Annotated in this window: 19 protein-coding genes; 5 read left to right on the top strand and 14 right to left on the bottom strand. The window is 42.7% G+C overall.

Annotated features, from left to right (window positions below; translation table 11 throughout):
* Positions 1–48: 48 nt before the first annotated feature.
* Positions 49–258: an HPr family phosphocarrier protein gene (locus tag DL92_RS0117520; RefSeq protein ID WP_242845883.1), complete on the bottom strand. Its 210-nt coding sequence runs from the start codon at positions 256–258 to the stop codon at positions 49–51.
* A gap of 317 nt (positions 259–575) precedes the next feature.
* Here DL92_RS0117520 and thiT point away from each other — a divergent pair, with 317 nt between their 5' ends.
* Positions 576–1,277, top strand: coding sequence for an energy-coupled thiamine transporter ThiT (gene thiT, locus DL92_RS0117515; RefSeq protein ID WP_026654082.1), 702 nt, complete (start codon positions 576–578; stop codon positions 1,275–1,277).
* Between the two features lie 120 nt (positions 1,278–1,397).
* Here the strand turns inward: thiT and hflX are convergent, their stop codons facing one another.
* The 5 genes from hflX to DL92_RS0117490 form a co-directional block, all read right to left on the bottom strand.
* Positions 1,398–2,729, bottom strand: a complete 1,332-nt coding sequence (hflX, locus tag DL92_RS0117510; protein ID WP_034469694.1) for a GTPase HflX — start codon at positions 2,727–2,729, stop codon at positions 1,398–1,400.
* A gap of 318 nt (positions 2,730–3,047) precedes the next feature.
* Entirely contained in the window at positions 3,048–3,584 is a 537-nt protein-coding gene (locus DL92_RS0117505) for a phosphoglycerate mutase family protein (protein ID WP_026668442.1), read from the bottom strand.
* Between the two features lie 121 nt (positions 3,585–3,705).
* The gene (locus DL92_RS0117500; protein ID WP_026668441.1) at positions 3,706–4,185 is read right to left on the bottom strand and encodes a GNAT family N-acetyltransferase; all 480 of its coding nucleotides are present in this window, start codon (positions 4,183–4,185) and stop codon (positions 3,706–3,708) included.
* Positions 4,186–4,194: 9 nt separating this feature from the next.
* Positions 4,195–4,734 carry a flavodoxin family protein gene (locus tag DL92_RS0117495; RefSeq protein ID WP_026654078.1) on the bottom strand — a complete coding sequence of 180 codons (540 nt, stop codon included), beginning with the start codon at positions 4,732–4,734 and terminating at the stop codon, positions 4,195–4,197.
* A gap of 96 nt (positions 4,735–4,830) precedes the next feature.
* Complete coding sequence (locus tag DL92_RS0117490; protein ID WP_034469691.1) at positions 4,831–5,250, bottom strand: GNAT family N-acetyltransferase; 420 nt, start codon at positions 5,248–5,250, stop codon at positions 4,831–4,833.
* Positions 5,251–5,441: 191 nt separating this feature from the next.
* On the opposite strand from DL92_RS0117490, the gene DL92_RS0117485 reads away from it, so the two are divergent.
* From DL92_RS0117485 to DL92_RS0117470, 4 genes are all read left to right on the top strand, one after another.
* Positions 5,442–6,035 (top strand): LURP-one-related/scramblase family protein, encoded by a 594-nt coding sequence (locus DL92_RS0117485; RefSeq protein ID WP_026654076.1) that lies wholly within the window; start codon positions 5,442–5,444, stop codon positions 6,033–6,035.
* A 133-nt stretch (positions 6,036–6,168) separates the two neighbouring features.
* Complete coding sequence (gene asnA / locus DL92_RS0117480; RefSeq protein ID WP_026654075.1) at positions 6,169–7,179, top strand: aspartate--ammonia ligase; 1,011 nt, start codon at positions 6,169–6,171, stop codon at positions 7,177–7,179.
* A gap of 143 nt (positions 7,180–7,322) precedes the next feature.
* Positions 7,323–8,648 (top strand): TrkH family potassium uptake protein, encoded by a 1,326-nt coding sequence (locus tag DL92_RS0117475; RefSeq protein ID WP_330371130.1) that lies wholly within the window; start codon positions 7,323–7,325, stop codon positions 8,646–8,648.
* Between the two features lie 14 nt (positions 8,649–8,662).
* A complete protein-coding gene (locus DL92_RS0117470) occupies positions 8,663–9,307 on the top strand; it encodes a potassium channel family protein (RefSeq protein ID WP_026668438.1) in 645 nt (214 codons plus the stop codon).
* A 591-nt stretch (positions 9,308–9,898) separates the two neighbouring features.
* Here the strand turns inward: DL92_RS0117470 and DL92_RS0117465 are convergent.
* From DL92_RS0117465 to pdxR, 8 genes are all read right to left on the bottom strand, one after another.
* On the bottom strand, positions 9,899–10,405 hold the full coding sequence (locus DL92_RS0117465) for a YgjV family protein (protein ID WP_026654073.1): 507 nt from the start codon (positions 10,403–10,405) through the stop codon (positions 9,899–9,901).
* A 138-nt stretch (positions 10,406–10,543) separates the two neighbouring features.
* A complete protein-coding gene (locus DL92_RS19865) occupies positions 10,544–11,926 on the bottom strand; it encodes a glycoside hydrolase family 53 protein (RefSeq protein WP_081811957.1) in 1,383 nt (460 codons plus the stop codon).
* Positions 11,927–11,963: 37 nt separating this feature from the next.
* On the bottom strand, positions 11,964–15,629 hold the full coding sequence (gene addA / locus DL92_RS0117455) for a helicase-exonuclease AddAB subunit AddA (protein ID WP_026654072.1): 3,666 nt from the start codon (positions 15,627–15,629) through the stop codon (positions 11,964–11,966).
* Positions 15,619–19,161, bottom strand: coding sequence for a PD-(D/E)XK nuclease family protein (locus DL92_RS0117450; protein WP_026668437.1), 3,543 nt, complete (start codon positions 19,159–19,161; stop codon positions 15,619–15,621). The genes addA and DL92_RS0117450 overlap by 11 nt, the downstream gene beginning before the upstream one ends.
* Before the next feature lie 42 nt (positions 19,162–19,203).
* Positions 19,204–21,360 (bottom strand): bifunctional diguanylate cyclase/phosphodiesterase, encoded by a 2,157-nt coding sequence (locus DL92_RS19860; RefSeq protein ID WP_051199251.1) that lies wholly within the window; start codon positions 21,358–21,360, stop codon positions 19,204–19,206.
* A gap of 257 nt (positions 21,361–21,617) precedes the next feature.
* Positions 21,618–22,202: a TIGR01440 family protein gene (locus DL92_RS0117440; RefSeq protein ID WP_242827250.1), complete on the bottom strand. Its 585-nt coding sequence runs from the start codon at positions 22,200–22,202 to the stop codon at positions 21,618–21,620.
* Complete coding sequence (locus tag DL92_RS0117435; protein ID WP_034461875.1) at positions 22,195–22,740, bottom strand: ECF transporter S component; 546 nt, start codon at positions 22,738–22,740, stop codon at positions 22,195–22,197. The genes DL92_RS0117440 and DL92_RS0117435 overlap by 8 nt, the downstream gene beginning before the upstream one ends.
* 97 nt (positions 22,741–22,837) lie before the next feature.
* Positions 22,838–24,232, bottom strand: coding sequence for a MocR-like pyridoxine biosynthesis transcription factor PdxR (pdxR, locus tag DL92_RS0117430; RefSeq protein ID WP_026654068.1), 1,395 nt, complete (start codon positions 24,230–24,232; stop codon positions 22,838–22,840).
* Positions 24,233–24,476 lie beyond the last annotated feature (244 nt).

Here is a 24,476-nt window from a genome sequence, read left to right as displayed (position 1 = left end):
GTATACTGAATCGTTCAAAATTAATCAAATGATGAACGTTTCATTCAATTAGCTGGCAATTGCCAATTTCTGTAAAAAATTCTCAAAATCGCTGTTGTATCCGCGATACTCTACTGTAAGAGTCTGTGAAAGATCAAGTCCAAATACTCCGAGGATCGACTTAGCATCCACAACATATCTGTTATAATATATATCTATATCGAAGTCACACTTAGTTGCGGCATTGACGAAGTCCTGTACCTGATTAGGGCTCAACATAATGTTTCTCTTAATACATCCTAACATCAAATGTTACTTCCTTTCTGTACCACTTGCACTACTTAAATTTAACCTATAAAAATATACATGCTCTGAAAGGAAATGTAAATGGAAATTTGTTAAAATACTGTGAAAAAATTGCGGAGAATTTATGTCTTTATTATTACCCGGATTTCTTTTCCCAATGTAAAATATTGAACAAATGCCCGAAAACATTGACAAATCGCAATACTGATAGTTTAATTGATATAAAATCACAACTTGAATATAAGACTACATTTTTTCAATGTGGCTTGCCATTAAGGAGGAAAAAAGCAATGAATCTTTTTCTTGAAGAAATCTCATCTGATGAGGGCGTGGTATACAATTTAACTCCCATGGGATATGTAGGTCTGGTATTTATGATACTTGCTGCACTTGCAATAATGAGCTTCTTCGTAAATAAGGACGGCAAGGGAAAACTTAGCATCAAGCAGATCACGGTATCCGGACTTTGCCTTGCTCTTGCATTCGTTCTTTCTCACTTCAAATTTGCAAAGCTCCCGATGGGCGGCTCAATAACACTTTTCAGCATGTTTTTCGTCACATATATCGGATATATTTACGGTCCCAGAGTCAGCATAGCTTCAGGTATTGCTTACGGGCTTTTACAGCTCATTGAAGACCCTTATATAGTAAGTATTCCACAGCTTTTTTGTGACTATATCCTCGCCTTCGGCGCACTTGGCCTTGGCGGATTATTCTATGAAAAGAAATACGGCATGATAAAAGGTTATATCACCGGAGTTCTCGGTCGTTACTTCTTTGCAGTATTATCAGGCGTAATATTCTTTGCTTACTATGCACCCGAAGGAACATCACCGATTGTTTACAGCATCACTTACAACGCAACATACATCGTACCTGAATGTATCATTACTGTAATTATCCTGTGTATTCCCGTTGTTAAGAGCACTCTCAAGCGTATCAAGATGGAAGCAAACGAAAAAGATATCAGAAAGGCCGTCCAGCTTGGGTAATCGAAGCTACATCAAGAAATAAAAGAACATTTTCCAACAGATAAAAGAAGATCATCGAACCATTTCCGTCTGATGATCTTCTTTATTATGCTCTATGTAATATTATTCCGATTCATTTAATCAACTCACTATAAACTCACTATACTGTGAAATATCAGCCCTTTGAAGCATCGCTTTAATGCGAATTCCGGAGGTTTCATATTTCGTCTCTTTCACAACACCTCTGTTTTCAAGGATATTCACTATGCTTCCCTCTGTATAAGGAAGAAGAAGCTCGCATTCCTTCTCACCTTCGCTTAACTTTCTCTCTATTGCTGCGATAAGTTCATCAAGAGAAACGTCATCTTTTGCACAGATATAGATTCTGTCGCCCGAAGCCTTCGGAATCTCCATAATAAGGCGTCCGTTCTCCTCCTGTTCTCTCTGAACAAGATCGGACTTATTAAATACATATATTATAGGAATATCTCCTGCACCAATCTCAGCAAGAGTTTTCTCTGTTATTTCCATATGGAATCTGTATTCGGGATCCGAAAAATCAATCACTTCCAACAAAACGTCGGCATACTTTGCTTCTTCGAGCGTTGACCGAAATGCTTTGACAAGTGCGTGCGGAAGTTCGCTTATAAAACCTACCGTATCGGAAAGCAAAAATGGTCTTCTTCCTGTAGGAGTTATCTTTCTGACAGTTGTGTCAAGTGTCGCAAACAGCATATCTTTTTCAAGGACAGTTTTGTCATCTGCGCTCTCCGCGCCATACAAGCGAAGCAAGTTATTCATAACCGTTGATTTACCTGCATTTGTATAACCGACAAGCGCGACACGTGCAATATTTGATCTAAGTCTTCTGTTCCTCTGAGTCGTTCTTTCTTTTTCAAGATTTTTGAGTTCGTTTGAGAGTTCACTTATTCTGTGTTCTATACGTCTTCTGTCAAGCTCAAGTTGCTTCTCGCCGGATCCCTTATTTGAAAGTCTTCCGCTTCCGCCGCCCTGTCTTGAAAGAGTCTTCCCCATTCCGACAAGCCTTGGGAGCATGTACTGAAGCTGCGCCGACTCAACCTGGAGCCTTGCTTCCCTTGTTCCCGCTCTCTTTGCAAAGATCTGCAAGATAAGTCCCGTCCTGTCGATAACTTCCGTATCAAGTATCTTCTCAAGATTCCTTACCTGCATGGGTGAAAGCGAATCGTTGAAGATAATAATGCTTGCATCCAGCACATCAAGCGCTGCCGCAATCTCCTGCACCTTGCCGCTTCCTATATATGTACCTTTATCCGGAGCATTGAGCGACTGAGTCACCGTCGATGCAACCTCAATGTCTATAGCCTTCGTCAACTCTTTCAGCTCATCCATCGAGCGCTCAAACTCATCATCGCTCCTGCCCGTGTTGAGCCCCACCAGGATGGCTCTTACATTATCTATTTTTGTGGTGTTTTCGTATAATTCGTTTTTCATGTTTTATTGTTCCTTGCTGTTGCGCCTTTTTGTTGTTTCTGACTTTTTGCACCGTATGATTTTATTGTAGCTATCCTGTACGGTACGATTTTTGGCTTTTGCACCGTAGGGTTTCATTCCAGCTATTATGTACGGTGCGATTTTTGCTTTTCACACCGTACAGCTTCTTTTCAGCTATTCCGTGCGGTGGCATTCTTGCTTTTCACACCGTACATCTTCTTTTCAGCTATTCCGTGCGGTGGCATTCTTGTTTTTCACACCGTACAGCTATCTTCCGGTAATTCTGTACTGTGCTCCTGCATAACACTCTCTGCAAATTCATAATTTCACTTCTACAAACTCACCATTTGAAAAACCTAAAGTTTTTCCGGCAACCACAAAGCCCTTATTCTTCATTACTTTCAAAAGAGTAATCATAAAAAAACCGTGTGTAACCACTGCGCAGTCTTCATTTTTTGCAATAAGGCCATCTACAAACTTCTCTGCTCTGATTATAGTATCTTTTTGGCTTTCTTTCTGCCTTTTACTGTTAAACAGCCATTGCAAACGGCATGAAATACTCCAAAATGCAAAAGGCATCTTTAATTTCGTGCTTATACTCGCGGATATAGGAACTTCGTCTATAAGATCTGTAGCGATATACTCCCGCTCTCCAAACACAGCTTTTGCCGTTTCCAGTGTTCTTGGTAAAGAACTGACATAATATGTCTTATAATCCCTTTGCGGAACATCATATTTTGCAGAAATTATAGGAGCATGATTGTACGCCTCAAAATCATGATTAACTTCTTCCGAATTGCTCCATTTTCTTATATTATAATCAACTGTCCCATGCCTGATTATCAAAATATTCAAAGCCTTTTTCCTCGTAACTTATCTGCAACAATGACTAGTTCTGTTGCCATATGATACCGCATGCTTCGCTATATGCCTTATATTCTTCATTATAGTCACATCAACAATCTACACAAAGCTCTCAAACTTCCCTGACGAGCAAAATCTCAATCTCTTCAGTTCCTTCAACAAACTGCTTCTTACCGCTTTCAATAAAGCCGTAAGCTTTGTAGAAGTCTATGGCATCTGTGTTCTTATCAAGTACCCAAAGCCTGTCTACGCTAAATTCTTTAATCGCAAATTTTAACAAAGCAGAACCAACGCCCTGTCCCCAGAAGAAATAATCCACATAGAGTTCGACAACCTCACTGCCCTCAACGTGGATGAGGCCTTTAACTATTCCGTCGTCGTAAACCCAAATATTATCTAATATTCTTGCCGGTTGGCTGTCAGAATCATTGCTTTCACAGCACTCCATGTACTGCTTAGCCACATCCAGTACTTGCAGTTCACCAAAAGAAAACTCATCATTGTGAAAGATTGTTCTATACTTCATTCTTTTCACAAATACGAGTATCTCCGCTATTCTTGATATATCTTGTTCATTTGCTCTTCTTATCATAAAAATCGCTCAAATCCCCTTGCAGAACTCAACTATCTCCTGCTTCCTCGGCTCGACGTCTTCCTTATATTCTATAGAACACAAACCTATACTTCCGCAGGATTCAATCTCGAGATGTCCGTAGAAGTGCTCGATGCTTTGGATAATTCTCTCGCACTCGTGCATTCCGGGGCCTGTTCTGAGCGCGATGCTGTAGCCCTTTTTACCTGATGAGATCTTGGCATGTGGCTCGTGGGTATTGCACCAAGGCGTGCATCTGTCGATGAAAGCCTTGTACTCTCCCGGAATGTCAGCCCAATAGGACGGCGAAACGGAAACAATAACATCTGCGCTGTCAAACTCTTGCATTATCTTATTCACATCATCGTCCATAACGCACTTTGCCGTAGTATGACAGGTTCTGCATCCTTTGCAAAAAGAAAAAGAGTAATCATCTATACATATCTCTTTTACTTCATATCTATCGGCCAGCTCCGCAGATACTATCCCTGCAATCGTGGCCGTAGCCCCTGTTTTCACAGGACTGCAATTTATTATAAGCGCCTTCATTCAAGCCTCCCATCACTACGTCTTTAAAATTGAATATCATATTCTTTATTCTAAATAAAAGTATCTTGCCCCTTATAAAATACTTCTATAGGCTTTTCACGTATATATAAGCTTCCTCAGCGCCGGGCCGGAATTCTCGCACGGAAGAGCAGTGAAGCCCATCTTTTCATAGAAGCCCTCTTTTCCCTTGGCGGCAATCAGCTGAATACTGAGCCTTGCGCCCTTGGGAGCGGACTTTTCAATAAGTGAAACAAGCTTATTTATTATACCGGCCCCAATATTCCGACCTTGATATTCAGGTCTTACAGTCACATCAACTATGGTCATGTACATGCCATCTCCTACGACGCTTCCCATACCGACTGCCTTTTCGCCATCTTTGGCAAGGACAAAATAGTCTCTTTTTGTCAAAGCTTTTTCTGACTGCTCCTTACAGAAGTTCTCCCAGCCGACCGAAGCCCTGAGCTCATAGTATGTTTCAATGTCCGGTTTTTCTTCGTAGAATCTGATTTCCATAGCCGCCCTCTTTTCTTAGTACAGTGTCTTGCAGACTTTTGATCAATTAATTGTCAACGCAACGCTTTCAATCAACATTTCTAACTATTATAAGTAATGAATACCATACACTCAATAAACTTTTTTCAATTTACCTGCATGCAGTGTTAATATTATACTTATGATATTGATTAAAAACGGAGGCAATTCTTATGGGTGTTTTTTCTAAGATACATAGATTCAGAGAAGCGGGACAACAGGCAAACGTCAACAACCTTGAGCGCTTTGGCACTCCCGCAGTTTCTTTATTTACTACTTCAAAGATTTTCACGCTGCACAAGCTTATTGATATCACAGACGGCTATGAAAACGTCATTTATCACGCTTCGACCAAATTTCCTTCACTTCATGACAAAACAGATATAACCGATGCTTACGGCAATCCGGTCGCACATGTGGAAAGAAAGCTCTTTTCACTTCACGAGAGACACTATGTCTATATGGCAAACGGCGCATCTTTCGAGATTTCAAATGAGCTCATGCACATAATCAAGGACGTTACCAACATTGTCGGACTCGGTTGGCAGCTTAAGGGCAACATTCTGGGCTTAAACTTCGAATTATATGATGAAAACGGTGAGATAATCGCTGTCATTTCCCAGAAGATGTTCTCAATTCACGACAAATACTGCATAGATATATACAAGACAGAACATGAAAAGATAGTCATCGCGATCCTTGTAACTCTTCAGCACATGATAAAAGACAGAGAAGCTGCGTCTTCAGGTTCATCTTCATCAGACTGATGTAAAGGTGCATAAATAATCATTTTTTTCTTGCAATATGAGGGAAAAAGCGATTTAATTAACTGTGAGACATTTTTTCATGGGAATGCTTTTCCTGTGAAAAAGGAAACTATATAAGAAAGTGGAAAAGATTATGGAAAACCTTAAAATTCCCAAGAACTACAAATCTGCTCTTGATCTCCACGATACACAGGTAGGTATCAAGACTGTCAAAGATTTCTTTCAGGGCATGCTCTCAAACAGACTCAATCTTCAGAGAGTAACGGCACCTCTTTTTGTAACACCCGAATCAGGACTTAATGATAACCTCAATGGTGTTGAGCGTCCTGTTTCTTTTGATATCCTCAACGAAAATGAACGTCCTGCCGAAATCGTGCACTCTCTTGCTAAATGGAAGAGATATGCGCTTAAAAAGTACGGCTTCAATGTCGGCGAGGGACTTTATACCGATATGAACGCTGTTCGCCGTGACGAAGTTCCGGATAATATCCATTCTATCTTCGTTGACCAGTGGGACTGGGAAAAGGTTATAAATAAAGAAGACCGTAATATTGATTTCCTTAAAGAAACTGTAAAAGACGTATATAAAGTACTCAGAAAGACTGAGAAATTCATGTCTATCCAGTACGATTATATTGAAGAAATCCTTCCTGAGGATATTTTCTTTATCACAACTCAGGAACTTGAGGACATGTTCCCCGAGTACTCTCCCAAAGAGCGTGAGTACTACATTGCAAAAGCTAAGGGCGCTGTATGCATCATGCAGATCGGTGACCTCCTTGCATCAGGTGAGAAACACGACGGCAGAGCTCCCGACTACGACGACTGGGCACTCAATGCCGATATTATCGTATACTTCCCTGTTCTTGACATTGCTCTTGAATTATCAAGTATGGGTATCCGTGTAGACGAGAACTCACTTAAGGCTCAGCTTGAGAAAGCAGGTTGCACAGAAAGAGCCGAGCTTCCTTTCCAGAAAGCAATCCTTAATAAGGAACTTCCTTACACTATCGGCGGAGGAATCGGTCAGTCAAGAATCTGCATGTTCTTCTTAAGAAAGGCCCATATCGGAGAGGTTCAGTGTTCAATCTGGCCCGATGAGATGGCAGAAGAAGCAAAAAATAACGGAATACAGCTTTTATAATAACAATAAAACATTAAAGGTTGCGAATCTATTTTCGCAGCCTTTTTCATGTTATTAAGACAGGGAGAAATATTGACTTGTTTTCATCAACTAAAGATAAAATATCAAAACCAAAAAAATTATCGCCGGCACATACAATTCCGGTGAGTTTTCTTATAACAATCCTTGTAGGAGCGCTGCTTCTTATGCTACCGTTTTCATCGGCAAGCGGAAAACCCACGGATTTTCTGACCGCGCTGTTTACCGCAACAACGTCGGTCTGCGTTACGGGACTTGTGGTCGTTGACACTTACGCACACTGGAGTTTTTTTGGCCAGCTGATCATCTTGATACTTGTTCAGATTGGCGGCCTTGGAATGATAGCTATCGCCGCTACTTTGATGCTTATAACGCACAAAAAGTTTTCGCTCGGTGACAGAATGCTTCTTCAGGACTCTTTTAATCTAAGTTCGGGAACAAAATTGCTCAGATTCCTTACCAGGGTAATAAAAGGAACTTTCATAACGGAAGGCCTCGGCGTGATTTTCTATTCATTTGTATTCATCCCGCAATTTGGCTTTATTAAAGGCCTGTGGATCTCGATTTTCAACTCTGTATCGGCATTTTGTAACGCAGGAATGGACGTTATCGGGCAGGGCAGCCTTGCCAATTACAGAGAAAATCCGATTGTTATGGCAACTACCATGATTCTTATAATCATGGGCGGTCTTGGCTTTGTCGTTTGGTTTGACGTTCTTCATTCGATAAAAGAAGGTATGAAAAAGAGATTCTCTCCCATCATTATGGTAAAAAGATTCTCCGAGCACTGTAAGCTCGTTCTCAGTTTTACGATTATACTTATAACGAGCGGCACGCTTATTTTTCTTTTGACCGAGTATAACAATCCCGGAACCATAGGAAACATGGGCTTTGGGCAGAAACTGGTAAACAGCCTGTTCCAGTCGATCACACTTAGAACTGCCGGATTCACCACTATTCCACAGGAAAACCTGACGGTTGCGTCCTGCCTTGTCTCATATTTATTCATGTTCATAGGCGGTTCGCCGATCGGAACTGCGGGCGGTGTCAAGACGGTCACAATTTTCCTGCTCTTTATGAATGTGCGCTCTTATGTAAAAAACGCGAATCAGAACGTCATCTTCAACAAGCGTGTTTCTGTGGATTCGATGAGAAAGGCGGCCGCAGTTGTTTATGTCAGCGTTTTTGCAACTCTCACACTCGCGGTACTTCTTTCGGTATTTAATCCCGTTCCGATGGAGGATGCATTGTTTGAAGTTATAAGTGCATGCGGAACCGTCGGTTTATCGAGAAATCTTACGGCAGCGCTTAATCCTATAGGACGGATCATAATAATAGTTGCAATGTTCCTCGGAAGAACAGGTCCCATCTCGATGGTGGCGTTCTTTTCCGGAAATGAATCAAATAAAAACAACATCAACTACTCCGAGGGAGTATTTTACGTCGGATAAACGGAGGTATAGAAGTGAAAAAATCAGTAGCAGTCTTAGGACTTGGAAAATATGGACGCAGCGTGGCAAAGAGCCTGTATGCAATCGGTGAAGACGTACTCGTTGCAGACAAAGACGAAAGACGTATAAGAGACATCTCATCCAAGGTAACTTCCGCAGTATGCGCAGACCTTGAGAACGAGGACGAAGTTATGGCGCTCGGGCTCCAGAACATGGACATCGTTATAACCGCAATGGGCGGCAATATAGCAGCAAGCATCATGGCGGTATCTATTGCAAAAGAAAAGGGCGTTCCGCTTGTAATCGCAAAGTCCTCTTCTTCCCGCATGGCCACTATTCTTCAGAGAGTCGGTGCAGACAAGATTGTCGATCCCGAGAAAGAAGGCGGTGTGCGCTCAGCCAGGATTCTTGCTTCACAGTCAATCCACGATTACTTCGAGCTTGACGATAACCTCTGCATGGTTGAATTGCAGCCAAGAAACGCATGGCTTGGAAAGAGTCTTATCGAGCTCGATCTTCGTAAAAAACACAACATGAACGTCGCAGCTATCAAAGAAAAAGGCGGCAACTGGAGATATATCAATCCTTCTCACAAGCTCACCGAGAATAATCTTCTCATGGTCATCCTCGAAAAGAAGGATATCGAAAAGTGGAAGTAAAAAGCGGGCTGCAGTCTTTTTGCTGTATCATCTCAAAACATTATATTGGCCGTGGGATTGGATAAACATATGCTGCGCTTCATAAACTCACATATGCACCAAGAATTTTCCATCTGTCCATGCAGATGATTTTTATAGCCTCGTCTGTTTTTCAAAAGGTCAAAAATCACTTTCCTGCATGCGGAGAAAGATGTCTGAAGCAGGACGCTTCTATACAGTTAAACGGTCATGGTCATTGTCCGCAACGCGGACTATTATAACAAATATAAAGCACAAAATTCCGAACTCATAGAGCTCGGAATTTGTGCTTTTATTTGTTTTAGGCGCTACGCGCCGTATGACCATGACCTATATAGGTTTTATTTGCGTCCTGCAAGTTCTTTTCGAAGCATGCAATAAGGAAAGTGATTTGACCTTCAGAAAAACAAGAGGATATAACGAATCTGCATGAACAGATGGTAATTCTTAGGTGCATCTGCTCAGACAACTTCGCGCAGCATATATCCACCCCCCGGCCAATATAATTTCGATGAAATGCAGCAAAAAGACTGCAGCCCTGCCGCTCACTTCTCACTTTTCGATGTGATACTCTCAGTTCTCCTGTGCGGCTTTTTCTTTTCTCATCTTTATGATGGTTACTATGTTGGCGATGATGGTCGCAGCATCGGAAGCTGCGCCGGTATAGGAACCAAGTATGAAATGATAGATGAGCCATGGGATGAAGGTAAGCATTACCAGCATCTTGAATTTGAGAGGATCTTTCACGTCCATAAACAGAATATATACTATGCATACCGCTGCAGGGATTATTCCAAGTAAGCCCTGATTGTTAAGCAGGATTGTCATAACAACAGATGCCGCTATGAAGAATATCTTCCACAGAAGGTTGAGTTTTTCTTTATAGCAGATGAAGTTTCTTACGCATGAAAGTACGTTGTTTACGGCACCGGTTATGCCTCCCAAAAGCAGCATAGCCACTCCCTGCATCAGAAGCTGGACTATCTGTAATATCAGTATTTTGGACTTCTTTTTTACCGCGCCTGTCCCAATCTGTATCATTGCGGCAAAAAAATCTATTATGTTCGCAATAAGTTGCATATCAAAAAACTCTCTCCTGTTTCAGTAAAAAAATAGATACAATTTAATATTTAACTACACAAACATAATTAATGCAATCCTCATAATTTGCACGAATAGCATGAGAGCCAATACTACTATTTATTCCCCAAAATAGCTCTACTTCATGTACTTAAACACCTTAATTGATTCAAGCGGATGTCCGCCAAAGTCAAAGAATGCCTGATTATCCCAGGAGCTTCCGCCGTAATATTTCGCAGCATCTTTGTCATAGTCTGAAGCAAAACTGCTCGCCCAGCCGCTTCCGTACTTCTCCCAGATTAATGAGTTATCAGCGTTTGCAGGCCCTACAGGAAGCCAAGCTCCTTCCCAATAGAATACGCCGAGGCCTCCCGCGCTGTTTACGTTCTGATAAAGATCATGCATATAAGAGGCCTGTCCTTCGATAGTTGCGGGATAACCTTCCACAAGATCACTCTTTGAAACTCTGTTTCCAAAACCGTCGCCATCCTCTAAAGTATAGCAATATGAAGTCTCCGCGATGAACGCTTTCTTACCGAAGTGCTCGCCGATATACTTGATAACATTTTTCATATTATCCATATCACCGTGCCAGAACGGATAATAGCTAAGTCCCATCATATCAAAATCAAGCCCGCCGTTTACAAGTTTCTCTATAAGCGCCAAAACGCCTTCTTTCGGAGATATATCCGTATAATGAACCACTATTCCTATATCTTTGCCGCGCTCGCTTGATATCTCACGAACAGCCTTGCTTCCTGCTTTTAACAGTTCAATGACATTCTCAATCTTCGTTTCGCCCGACATGCCGTTATTGATCTCATTACCGATCTGCACCATTCCCACATCAACGCCTGCGTCAAAGAGCTGTCCCAGGCTGTCTTTTGTATAGTCATAAAGAGCCGATGACTTCTCACTCAAGCTCATACCTTTCCATGCTTTGGGAACAATCTGCTTCTGCGGATCGGCCCAGAAATCGGAATAATGAAAATCTACCAAAACTTTCATTCCGTAGCCGGTAGCTCTTTTGCCAAGTTCGATTGCTGTAGGCAGGTCATTGTTACCACCGCCGTAGCCGTTTCCGTTCTCGTCATAAGGATCGTTCCACACTCGAAGTCGGATGTAGTTAATGCCGGAATCTGCAAAGGTTTTAAGCGCATCCTGCTCATTGCCGTCAAAGTCATAGTATTTTACTCCGCTTTTTTCCTCTACAAGTAGCGAAGATACGTCCATTCCAAAAATAAAGTCTTCAGCAAGCCCCTCAATCGCAGTTTTCCATGTCTCCATTTCAACCTCCTTGCCTTCCGGCTCTGCCTCACCTTCGCCCGTAGCCGAGCTGTCCGATGAATCGCCACCCTCAGTCTCATTGTCCGCAGAGAAAATCGCATTTGCCGCGGCTGCATCTTTGGCCGTTTCTTCCGTCACACCCGCATCGGTGCTTCCGCTTCCTGCACATCCGGTCATTACACAGACCGCCAAAAAAGCTGTCGCAACAAGTAAATACACACTCTTATGCTTCATATATGCCTCACTTTCCTTATGAGTCACTTCCTCCGTCTTAAAGTGCCACTTCTTTTCCAAGTGCAAAGGAATAAATATATATATCTTTAACTTTCTTGCCTGTTGACGCTTCCAGCGCTCTTTTATAAAGATCAAGCTGAATCTTGTAGCGTTTAACAAGTTCGGCCGAATCGCGGGTATGATCTGTCTTGTAGTCGACAAGCACAATCTCATCGTCCTCTATGAACCAAGCATCGATGATACCTTGGATAAGGACAAGCTCTTCAGACGGGAACTTTTTATCAAGCTCACTTGCGGAAACGCCCATCATAAAGGGTTTCTCCCGCATGAGAACGCCTGCCTTGAAAGCCGTAGCCATTCGCTGTCCGAGCCCCGTTCCAAGAAACGCTGATATGTCCTTGAGTTCAACGCTGTCAGCGTATGCCCTGGTTATCCTGTCATTTTGAACCAGACCGTCGAGCCACACACCAAGCGCATCCATGCCGTTTCCGACACTGTAATCAAGAAGCTCCATAACTCTATGGTACGCAGTTCCTCGCTCTGCGCCCGCAAGCCCATCGGCTCTGCCTCCGTTTTCGCTTCCGGCGCCTCTTCCATCATCATATTCTGCGCCATAATCTTCCTCTTTGGTAAAGTGCTCTCCCATCTCTTCCAGAATATGTTTCTTAAGCTCCGTAACCGTGGTCTTGGTATATAGCCCCTTAAGATGCTCAAATCCGTACCTCGCATCCATCTTGTCTTCAAGCTTCTTCGCAAGTTCCTTATCGTAATAAGCTCCGATACCGTCCATACGGATAAGCCCCTTAACGCTCTCTTTCTCATTACCGGCATTTATTTCATCTACACTTACAGATGAAACCGCGAATTTCGGCACGCTTTCTTCGTTGTCCATAAACTTATCCGTTATAAGCTCCGACAATCCGTACTTTTCGGCAATATCATATATCGCAGGATGCCTGACAAGCGAAGGAAGAACAAGATCAAGATAACACGCCGCCGATAACCTTATCGAAAAAGGCATCAGTTCTTTTCCCTGTGAAACTCCATGTGCAAGCTCAGGCTGACGTTTAAGCTCCTTAGCAAGTACATCCGGAAGTTTTTTGACCGAAGCGGTCATGATCAGTTTTTCTTTTGCTCTCGTAAGTGCAACGTAAAGTACACGCAGTTCTTCGCCCAGACTGTCCGTATTCATCTTATCTGCGATTATCACCCGCTTTAAGGTCTCTGAGCGTAGACGCAGCTTAGAATCGATGCATTTAACACCTATTCCGAGATCCATATCCGCAATGAGATTGCCCTTAGTATCCATTTTGTTGAACTGCTTGGACATTCCCGCAACGAACACTACAGGAAACTCCAGTCCCTTACTCTTGTGAATACTCATGATGCGCACAACATCGGCGTTCTCATCGATAATCCCTGCCTCGCCGTAGTCTACCTGTACGACCTTGATGTGCTCAATGTATCTGACAAAGTGGAACAATCCCTTAAAGCTTGTCTTTTCAAAGCTTTCAGCCTTGGACAAAAGAAGCTCTATATTGGCCCTTCTCTGATTGCCCGCGGGCATGGCGCTTACGATCAGCTCAAATCCCGTGACATCGATGATATACTGAAGCAGCTCATGTACGGGGGTATATGCGGACATATCTCTAAGTTCTTCTATAAGTGAGACAAAATCAGAGAGTTTATTGAGTAACGACTGATTTTGAATATCTCCCGTATCTTCGCCGTTTCTACGAACAAGTTTCAATATTTCTTCATACAAAGAAGATGCTGCATCGTCCTCTTTATTTTTATTAATTGTAATTTTAATAAGTGCAAGTTCCTCGTCTGTAAAGCCTCCTATAGGAGAATGCATTACGGCAACAAGTGGTATGTCAACGGTAGGATTGTCTATTACCGACAAAATATTCAGCATAACAGACACTTCCCACGCATCGAAATATCCGCTCTTTGACTCTATATATGAGGGAATCCCCTGTTCCTCCAGCGCTTTTTTAAACACATCGTCCCATCCGGAGTTCGTCCTTAGCAAAATTACAATATCTTTAAACTTTAGCTCCGGATCCTCGCGCATGAGCTCAAGTATCTTATTTCCTATCGCGTGGGCCTCATTTTCTTTTTTCCCCTCGGGATCGTCTATAAGTATGAGCTCGGGAGTCATGTCAAAAGAGGGCTCGTCATATCCCGCACCCGTCACAAGCTCCGCGTCCTTGTCATACTCAACGCTTCCAAGATCCTTCCCCATTATCTTCCTGAAGATGTAGTTGGTTCCCTCAAGAACCTCTTCCCTGCTTCGGAAATTCTTATGAAGGTCGATTCTCCTGTCACTTGCAGACTCATCCTTACTGTAAGTAGCAAGCTTCTTCATAAAAATCTCGGGACGCGCAAGCCTAAACTTATAAATACTCTGCTTCACGTCACCAACCATGAACCTCTCGGAGGATCCCGCTTTTATTCCTGATATTGCCTGCAAAATAAGCTCCTGCACAGCATTACTGTCCTGATACTCATCAATTAAAACTTCTTTAAAGAATTCCCTATATTCAAGCGCCACATGCGTCGGCTCCCCCGTCTCATAATCAATGAGAATATTAAGCGCAAAATGCTCCATATCGGAAAAGTCGATCAGGCGCTCTTCTCTTTTCTTTTCATCAAAAAGCTGTATGTAACGAAGAGTCAGCCTGCAGAGCTCCTTCACCGCCCTGTCGCAAAGCTTCATCTGTTCGGCGACCATATCGGACGTAAGCACCAGGTAGTTCTCGGTGATTTTCTTTATGTCCTTTTTTACGCTGTCACGAAGTTCCTTTGCGCGCTCTTTTTTCTCAGGCGATACGCTCTCGTCCTTCTTTGCAGGCAATCTGTCAAAAGAAATCCCTCTTACCGCGTCATACAGCTCATCATACGACTCGTAAGCCGCAGCACGCCCCATCATCTCCGCTTCTTTCTCAAGCAGCTCTCCGTACATATACGGTCCGTCGGGCAAAAGAGTCAGCTCATGAGCCGCGCTCAACTTATCCTGCGCCTCAAGAAGCATTCTTTTTACCGAAGTAACACATTCTTTTACCCATTCAAGCTCATCAAAATTCTTTCCCTCGATGTCGTAATCAAGCGCCCTCTCCTTGATATAAGTCTCAGGCCACGGCATACTCATGGAAAAGCGATAGAGCCTTTCGATATACTCTTCAACGGCCTTGTCGTTGCTTCCCGTGCCGAAATATTCCATGCAATAGATGAAATCTTCGTTGCTGCCTTCTTTTGCCTTAGTATACTCTTCCTCAAGCATGTTCTTCATAACATCTTCCTGAAGAAGCCTGAGCTCACCTTCATCTCCGACACTGTAAGACGGATCAAGCCCGACAAAATTAAAGTTATTTTTAATAATATACTGGCAAAAAGAATCTATCGTAGTTATCTGGGCATTATGAATAAGCGTCTCCTGCTTCTGCAGATGTGTATTCTCCGGATCCTCCAAAAGCTTGTCCTGAATGGCAAGAGTAATCTTCTCCTTCATCTGCGAAGCTGCCGCTTTGGTAAAAGTAACGACAAGAAGGTGGTCGATATCCACACCTTCATTTATCATCTGTATGATGCGCTCGACAAGAACCGCCGTCTTTCCGGATCCGGCGGCGGCTGAAACCAGCACATTACATTTCCTGGCGTTTATTACCGCCTTCTGTTCATCAGTAAACTCAACTTTCATTCCTTATAAGCTCCATTGCTTCTTTATCGTCAAGATCAAGTTTTCTTCTGGAATATCCCGGAATCTTATCGTCAAATCCGCATATTCCCTTATACTCGCAGTACTTGCAAGATCCCTTTACATCCATCTCATAAGGATTCACCTTAATATCTCCGTTTAAAATGGACTTACCGAATTCGCGGATCTTCTTATCTACATACTTGGAAATAGCGGAATAATCCTCATTTGAAACGGCACTTGAAGCCGCTGTCAGGTCTCCGCTCTTGTTAAAGCCGACCGGTATAACGTCAGATGTACCGTTTATGCTGTTGTCAAGCATATTTATGATATCCCTGTTTCCGTTGACCAATCCGGTCGTACGAAGTGCCTTGATTATCTCTTTATTGATAACGTCCGGTTGCAAATCTCCCGAACCGCTTATCATCGGGTCGTCCACATGATAATACAAAACAGCGGCGGGAACGGCTTCTTTTCCGTTATAGATTTTCTTGCTTGCGGCGGTCGCTACGTTCATATACATAACGAGCTGAAGCTGAAGGCCGTAATATAACGATGCAAGACTCAGTTTTTTTCCGCCCGATTTAAAATCGATGACCTTGACATAAACATGATCCGAATCTTCATACAGATCAACGCGGTCAATCCTTCCGTGCAATTTCATGCTCTCAACTATTCCGCGTTTCTCATCTTCCGAAAGAGTTATATCGATCTCTTCGATTTTGCCCGCTTCCCTGAAATCCATCTCGACATACGCAGGCTCAAAACTTCCTTTGGAAATCTGGTATTTAAGCGTATCAACCGTCCTTATAAGTATCCTTTTTATGCGTTCAACCATGAATTCATTACGCGCGTTACTTAAAAGGATGGTCTCTCCGTATGCATCGACGCTTTCTGTTAAGGCACGATTTAATATCTCATCAGACTCCTCTTTAGACAAGTCTTTCCACGATATATTCCTGTTTATAATCTCGCTTGTATATTTTTCAAGGACTTCATGGAAAACATTTCCGAGATCTGCCGAAGCAAAGTCATACTCTTTTCTCTCGGACAGCCCCATTCCGTATCTTAAGAAATGTGAATAGCAACATGAAGCAAACTTCTCAAGTCTGCTCACACTGTTCTCGAGATTTGCCCCGTAGAGCGCAAGCGCAATATTCTTGGCAAGAGGTTTGTCTTCATAATGCTTAAATGCAGCCTCTGTCAGCTTATCCAAAAGAGATTTCTCTTCATACTTCTTTCCAACGATCTCATAGAGCGTTGAAAGCTCTGTCTTTTCCTTATCTCCGAGTATTCCGAGTGAATATTCTCTCATCATCTCAGCAAGATTATCGAGACTGTCGTTAACACAGGAAACCTGCTCCTCAAAAGGCGCATCCTCAGGCCGCTCAACCTCAATTCCTTCATACAATGACTCTATCTTCGAAATAAGATAAGCCGGTCGCACGCTCTTTCCGTCGGTTCCAAGTTCAGAGTACGACAAAACAAGCCTGTCCGTAGGCTTTGTGAGGTTCATATACAGATAGAGCCTCTGAATGTACATCTGCTGTCTCGGTGTCGGCGCAAGCTCAACTCCCGTATCAAGGTCAAGCAAAAACTGCCTGTCCATATCGGAAAGAATTCCTCCGCCACCCGTATTTGCCGGAATAAGTCCGTCGTTGACTCCCATAAAGAAAAGAGCTTTGATTTCACGAAGTCTCGTTCTCTCAATATCTCCGACAATGACCCTGTCCACATCCTGAGGAATCGTTCCAACCTCAATATCTCCGAATCCGACATTCAGAATGTCCTTATATTCTTTAAGCTCCAGCTTATCATCCCCGATAAGCGCCGCAATCTGCTTCAGGATATCGGAAACCTTCTTGTAAACCTGGTCGTACTCTTTGGCCTTCTCCCTGTCTCCGAACTTTTCAAACTTCTCTTTATAGCGCTCAAGCTTTGTGCTGCAGTCATTTCCCTCTATCATTTTGAAAAGAGCTTCCGTGATCTCCGCAGCCGTTCCTCCTTTTGCATCAAAAAGAGGCTTAAGCTCCGCACTGATCGCAGCTCTCATTCCGTCAAGTTTCTCAATAAGCTCAAGTTCCGATGTATCGTCTTCTTTGCCTTTTTTTCTCTTGAACTTAGTCGGCATCCTGCGCATAAAGCGGTCTTCCCACTGCTTTCTTCCCTTTATGCCAAGTGCCCTTACGTAGTTTTCAAGAATGTCGGTGTCCTCCTTGGAGAAATCCGTCATTCCGCTTCGCATATAATGAAATACGTCTTCGTATCTGTATCCCGATATAACAATGTTTATCGCACTTGTGATGTACTCGATAAACGGATTCAGTAGCAGTCCGGTGTTTTGGTCTATATAAACGGGAATGTCAAACTTTCTCGCAGCTCTTTTCACCAGATTACCGTACGAGCTCAAACCTCCGCACACCACAGCGATATCTCTGTATGCATATCCCTCATCCCTAACAAGTGAGCGGATTTTCATCATGGTTCTACGAACTTCCTCTTCGGTCGTCTGCGTCTCGAATATCTGTATGGAATCCTGCTCTTTGCTGTACTTGCATGAATTATATCTGAAAAGATTCTGCTCAAGAAACGCAAGCGGCGGGTTATTCTTAAGCCTCATTACCTTCTCATCTCTTATGAAGATATCCCCGCCCGAAGCCTTTTTGCTCATCTCGTCGTTTCTGATATTTCTCCACGCTTCAAAATCAAGGCTTCCCTGCGAGATTGCACCCGCTTCCTTGCAAAGCTCATATTCTATCTTCTCAAGGTCACGCACGGTCTTTTTCGTGAGCATGAACAGTTCCTGTTCTTCAAAAGAGCCTGCGTACGGATTTTCATTAGGTCCGATAGTAAGGGACACACACACTTCCTTTGATACCCGAAGGAGCTCTTTTATAACCCTGTACTGAATCGGCGTAAAACCTGTGAATCCGTCGAATACAATGACACTGTCTTTTAAAAGAGGTGACTTTGGAATCGCCTTACATAAAATATCAAGCGTTTCTTCTGTAGTTATGAATTTTCCTTGGATGTAGCGAAGAAATTCTCCGTAAAGGAGTCTAAGATCTTTTATCTTGGAATTGAGTGCAGCCTTGGAAGAGCTCTTTTCCTCAAGGATGGCAAGCGCCTCGTCTCCTATTCCGTACTGCATAAACTCTGAAATTGTGGACTTAACTTCATCGATATATCCGGGCTTATGCATATTTCCGCCTATTACGGGAAGTCTGTCACCCAGAATATCGGCTACTCGGCGTAATACAAGACTCTTTCCCACATCATCGAGCACAGAAAAAGAGCTTTTAGACGTCTCTTCCAAAACTCTGTGTGAAAGACGTCCAAAGCTCAATACATCAATGTTCATTATCGCATGCGAAGGGTGCATTCTTACCACATCCTTCTGCGTTTGCATCGTAAACTGATCCGGAACAATAAGTAAAAAATCATTACCGGTGTTATTAAAACTTCTTTTAATTATCTCTTCTATCAGCCCCGTGCTCTTCCCCGCACCGGATGCCCCAAAACAAAACCTAAGCATTTATGCTCTGCCACCTCAATCTGCCTTTTTAAAGATTCACGGTCAAGTGCTCTCAATCTGTTTAAGAACTCTTTTCAGCTCATCAAGTTCATCCATATACCTGCATCCCGCAATGAATCTCCATTTACCATTATAGTGGAAAGGAAGAATGATGTACATCAGGATTCTGTCCTCATCTCCGGGAAGCGCAGACCTGTAGTAATCAACGAGGTAATGCTTGCCCGAACTTTCAATCCGGTCGTGAACGGTAGTGATATCAAAGAATTTTTTGAACCGTTCCCTGTCAGCTTCCATGATATGCGTATCCAAATACATCTGCACCGCTAAAACGGCCTTTCTCTCTATATCCGAAAGAGCCTTCTGATTTCCGCAAAGGAAAAGATTTTCAAACATTCCCTCCTCATTAAACAGATCTATACGGTTATACAAATTCAAAAGATGCATGAGCACGGCACTGTAATCATCTGCGGAATGTGCTTCCTTCTGCGCGGTGACGTTTCGTGAAACAAGCGCAAATGCTGCTTTTTCCCCGTGTCTTGAAAGAAACCTCACCTTGGTATTTATCACATAACCGTTTGCAACAAGGTCGGCCTCACTTCTCTGGTTATAAGATGATTCCGCCATCTTCAGGATATTTGCAAATCCGCTGGCATTATCCCTTTCCTTGGACCTTCCTATCTCATTTGCCCTGTCCAGATTCTCCGCACCTATAGTCTTCAAGAAATCAATATAGGCTTCATTTGCGTATACAAAACTCACTTGATCGCCATGTAGCTCCGCTATGGCAATCGGAAGTTTTATCATGATCTCCATACTCTTTGTTTCAAGCGGCGTGCTGTTCAGGAAATTGACTGTACCGATATCATCGTAATACGAGCTGAAATCAAACTCCTCATTGTTCTCAAAGCTGCAATCAACACTCCTTACAAATTCAGAGACAGGCTTAGGCTTGCCAAAAAGATATCCCTGCATCTTTTCGCATCCTATGTTCAAAAGAAATTCATACTGTTCTTCCGTCTCAACACCCTCTGCGAGCGTATGTATTCCTAGCTCTTTTGCCATATTTACTATGGATGCAAGAATTATCCTCGATTTCTGATTCGTCTCAAACTCGCGCAAAAAGCCCATATCGATCTTGATAACATCGAAGTCATAATCTTTCAGGTTGTTAAAAGAACTGTATCCTGCGCCGAAATCGTCCATCCAGACTTCATATCCTGCATCCCTGAATTTCTTTATATGTTTGCCCAAAAAATCTGCTCCGGATGCGATAGCACTCTCCGTAACCTCAATGTGGAGAAGCTTTTTGGGAATGTCATATTTTGCCCTGCACTTATCAATCTCACTCATAATGTCACAAAGCTCAAAATCAAGCCTTGAGAGGTTTACGGAAATCGGCTCAACGGCATATCCCGAATCTATGTCATCCCTTAGATCCGAGCAAACCTGATCTATCATGTATATATCAAGCCTGTGTATAAGATGAACGCTCTCAAGCACCTCAATAAAAACAGCCGGAGAAATGATACCGTAAGTCGGATCGAGCCACCTTGCAAGCGCCTCATATCCGCAGACTTTTCTCGTGACCGCTCTTATTTCTTTCTGATAATAAACCTGGAAATATCTCTGTTTAAAAGCATTTTCAAAATTATCGATAACGTACCGGCGAAGCTCATTTCTTTTGTCCAGCTCCTCCGTGTACAGGTTGTTGTCTCTATCGTAAACTCTTATGATGTCGTCGCACGCCATCTTGGCTCTGTCGACCATTATAACGGGATCTTCCTCAGTGCCCGTGGCGCGGTAAATACCGGCCTTAACCTTCATCTTAAGGCCCTTCTCGTAATTATGTACGGCTTCTCTGAAATCATCCAATTTATCAAGAAGCTCTTCTTTATCAATGGATTTTCCAAGGACAATAAACTGATCTCCGCTTGTTCGCGCAACCAGTTCATCAGGGAAAATGTTTTTGAGTTCATGTGCCATTCCTCTCAGAAAATCGTTGCCTCCCGCGAAGCCGTATTTCTGATTGAACACCTTGAAATTCATAACATTTATGTAGATGATAACTGTATCTTCGGATGCAGAGTATTTGTCATGCCCCCGGAGATGCTCAAGGATACCTGTAAGATTGTGCAGTCCCGTAAGTTCATCTATATGATTTTTTTCTTCGATAGTTATAACATCTTCCATTTGCTTCATAACGTCTCTATAGCCTCCGAAAATTGTCGACCTGTACCTTATTAACGCAAATAAAAATATCAATTATCGTACAATCACAAATATTATATCACAAGAATTGCACGATAATTGATATTTACAGTAATTTAAGATGTTTGCTATGTTTCGTTTACCAGATATGAAATATTATACAAACACTTCAGCCGTTTGTATAATATCTCATATCTTCTCAAAACAAAACCGCATCCACTAATATAATCTTAGACTTGCTCTTGTCCTTACATGAGCTTCTCGTCGTAGATGGCTCTCTGGCCGCCGACGTACTTGGGACGGTGGCGGGCACATATGATTGGAGCAGCTCCGATCTTTCTAAGAGATATTCTCATTGGAACAACAACTGAATGCATATGCATACCGATCATGGTTCCTCCGATATCTATGCCTGCGTCTGCCTTTCCGTTAATAGATTCTACAAGCACAGGATTTTTGAATCTCTGATAACAAACGGTTGCAAAAGCTCCGCCGGCATGATTTGGTTGCGGGATCGCATTGACTTGTTCAAATCCGTACTTTTCCATCGTCTCTCTTTCAACGACAAGTGCCCTGTTAAGGTGCTCACAGCACTGTGCCGCAAGAAGAATTTTCTTTTCCTCAAGAACGGGAACAATTCCGTCAAACACTGCGTTCGCAGAATCAAGATTTGTCGCGGTTCCTATCTGGTCACCCAATATCTCGCTTGATGAACAGCCAACCACAAAAATCGAACCGGGCGTAAGACCGGCTTTCTCAAGTATCTCCGTAACTGCCTGTCTGCTCTGCTCTGTTATCTCTTTAAAATCCATGTTATTATCCCCTTTATTCATATTCCATTCTCTTAAATATTTTGATAAGCCCAAGTTTGAAGCACAAGAACAGCGAGCCGACAACTCCCAAAAGTGCCTGTGCTATCTCATAGGGTAACTTTACCATGGCATATTCAAATGTGCTATACACATAGATCTTGCCCAATGTATATCCAACAACCATTATAACAGCGCCAATAAGCGTTGCAATCAAAGCCGTAATAAAATGCGTCTTTTTATTCCTGCCAAATTTCGAATTAACTATGAGCGAAATGACAGCCGCCTGAAGTCCATGTGTAACAAGCGATACAAACATGGGAGCCGGGTAAAAGAGAATATCTCCGACAAAAGATCCGATTCCTCCCACTATGAATGCAGAAAGCGGATCAAACAAAAGCGCCGCCGTGCATATTATCAGGTCGCACAGATATAAGTGTCCTCCGGGAACGGGTATGCCGAAACTCGACATTATAATATTGATTCCCATAAACAATCCTGTCAGCGCGATCCATCTCGCATATTTAAAGCCCTTTAAGTCATTGTTTTGTGCCTGATCCATATTTTTTCTCCTTTTACTAAATAATTCAGGATAAAATATATCACTTCACTGGTATTTGTATAATACGTAATTATATTTTATTTTTAAATACCAGTTTTCACAAGCACTTTCTGAGCGCTTTCAGCGCACCGGGCAAAAGACCTACATCAAGATTTGAATAGTCTATTATAAACCTGCCTTGGAGCTGTTTTTCAGGTGTCTCCATGCAGTAATCGGAAACAGCTGATATTTTAATTTTGCTCTTTTTAAGCCTGTCTTCAATATCTCTGTCCGTCTGCTTTGTAAAAAGCTGCAAGATAAAATGAAGTCCGGAATCGTTCTCGATCAGCCTGTAATCAATTCCATCAAGCTCTTTTTTTATTATCTCAAGTACACTCTCACGCTTTCTGGTGTACTGATGACGCATCCTGTTTATGTGTTTCTCGAAATATCCCTTTTTGATAAAGTCCGACAATGTATACTGATCAAACGTTGGAACCGTGCAGGAATAAAAGGCAAGTTTCTCATAGAACCGCTCCGCAAGGTGCTCCGGAAGCACCATGTACCCAATTCTTATGGTGGATGCAAGGGATTTTGAAAAAGTGTTTATGTAAATGACCTTATCCATCCTATCCATACTCTGCATCGGCGGTATCGGATTGCCTCGAAGCCTGAATTCACTGTCGTAATCGTCCTCAACAATGTATCTGCCTTCCTTCTCGCTCGCCCACGCCATTATCTCATTGCGGCGTCCTATCGGCATCGTTATGCCCGTAGGGAAGTGATGCGTAGGACTTATATGTGCTATATCCGCCTTTGTCCTTACAAGCTCTGAAACAAGAAGTCCCGATTCATCCATTCGTCCAAAAGCGTGTCTAACGCCTTCAGTCTCGTATATCTGGCTTATCTTGCGATAGCCGGGATCCTCAACGCAGTATTTCTTATCTTTTCCAAGGAGCTTGATGATAAGACCGTAAAGATACTCAGTTCCTGCCCCTACGACAATCTGATCCGGTGAAACATTAAGTCCTCTAAACGACGACAGATGCCCCGCTATAGCTTCTCTAAGCTCATATATGCCGCTACTTTCAGACACCTCAAGTAGCTTATCGCTTCTTCCCGCAACGTTTTCTCTCGTGAGCTTCGCCCATACGGAAAAAGGAAAAGACTCCGCATCCAGGCGACTTGAAGAAAAATCAAAGTCGTACTCATCCTTCGATCTCTTTGTCGCAATCTTAAACTCGCGCTTTTTCTCCTTTGGAAAAGATACCGTCATAGTTACCGCTACAAAATATCCCTTCTTGGGAAACGCATTGATATAGCCCTCTTCCACAAGCTGGTCATAGGCATTATCAACCGTAACCGTGCTTATCCCAAGATTCTCCGACAGGCTTCTCCTCGACGGAAGCTTTTCTCCGGGCAAAAGAACTCCCTTTGTAATATCATCTTTTATAAAGTTGTACAGCTTCTGATAAAGAGGACCTTCCCCCTTTGTAAAATCGTACGTTAGCATAGTTATAATATAATATGAATCATTTTAACTTTGCAACGATAAACACTTTTCGTTTCATAAGTAAAATCTGTCACCTGCGCACAATCATTATCCCTCCGTCCCTCCGAAAATGCCGAAGAAAACTTCTTACGTGAGGCCATGCCAATAATCTGTGTGGTGCATATTCTCTTTTTCACACCGTACAGCTTCTACACGATGATTCTGTGTGGTGCTCGTTCTCTTTTTCGCACCGTACAGCTTCTAC

It is taken from the genome of Butyrivibrio sp. AE2005 (assembly GCF_000686965.1).
In the GTDB taxonomy this organism is placed as follows: Bacteria; Bacillota; Clostridia; order Lachnospirales; family Lachnospiraceae; genus Butyrivibrio; species Butyrivibrio hungatei_A.
The sequence above is the reverse complement of the archived record's forward strand: the minus strand, read 5'-3'. Positions and strand labels throughout refer to the sequence as shown.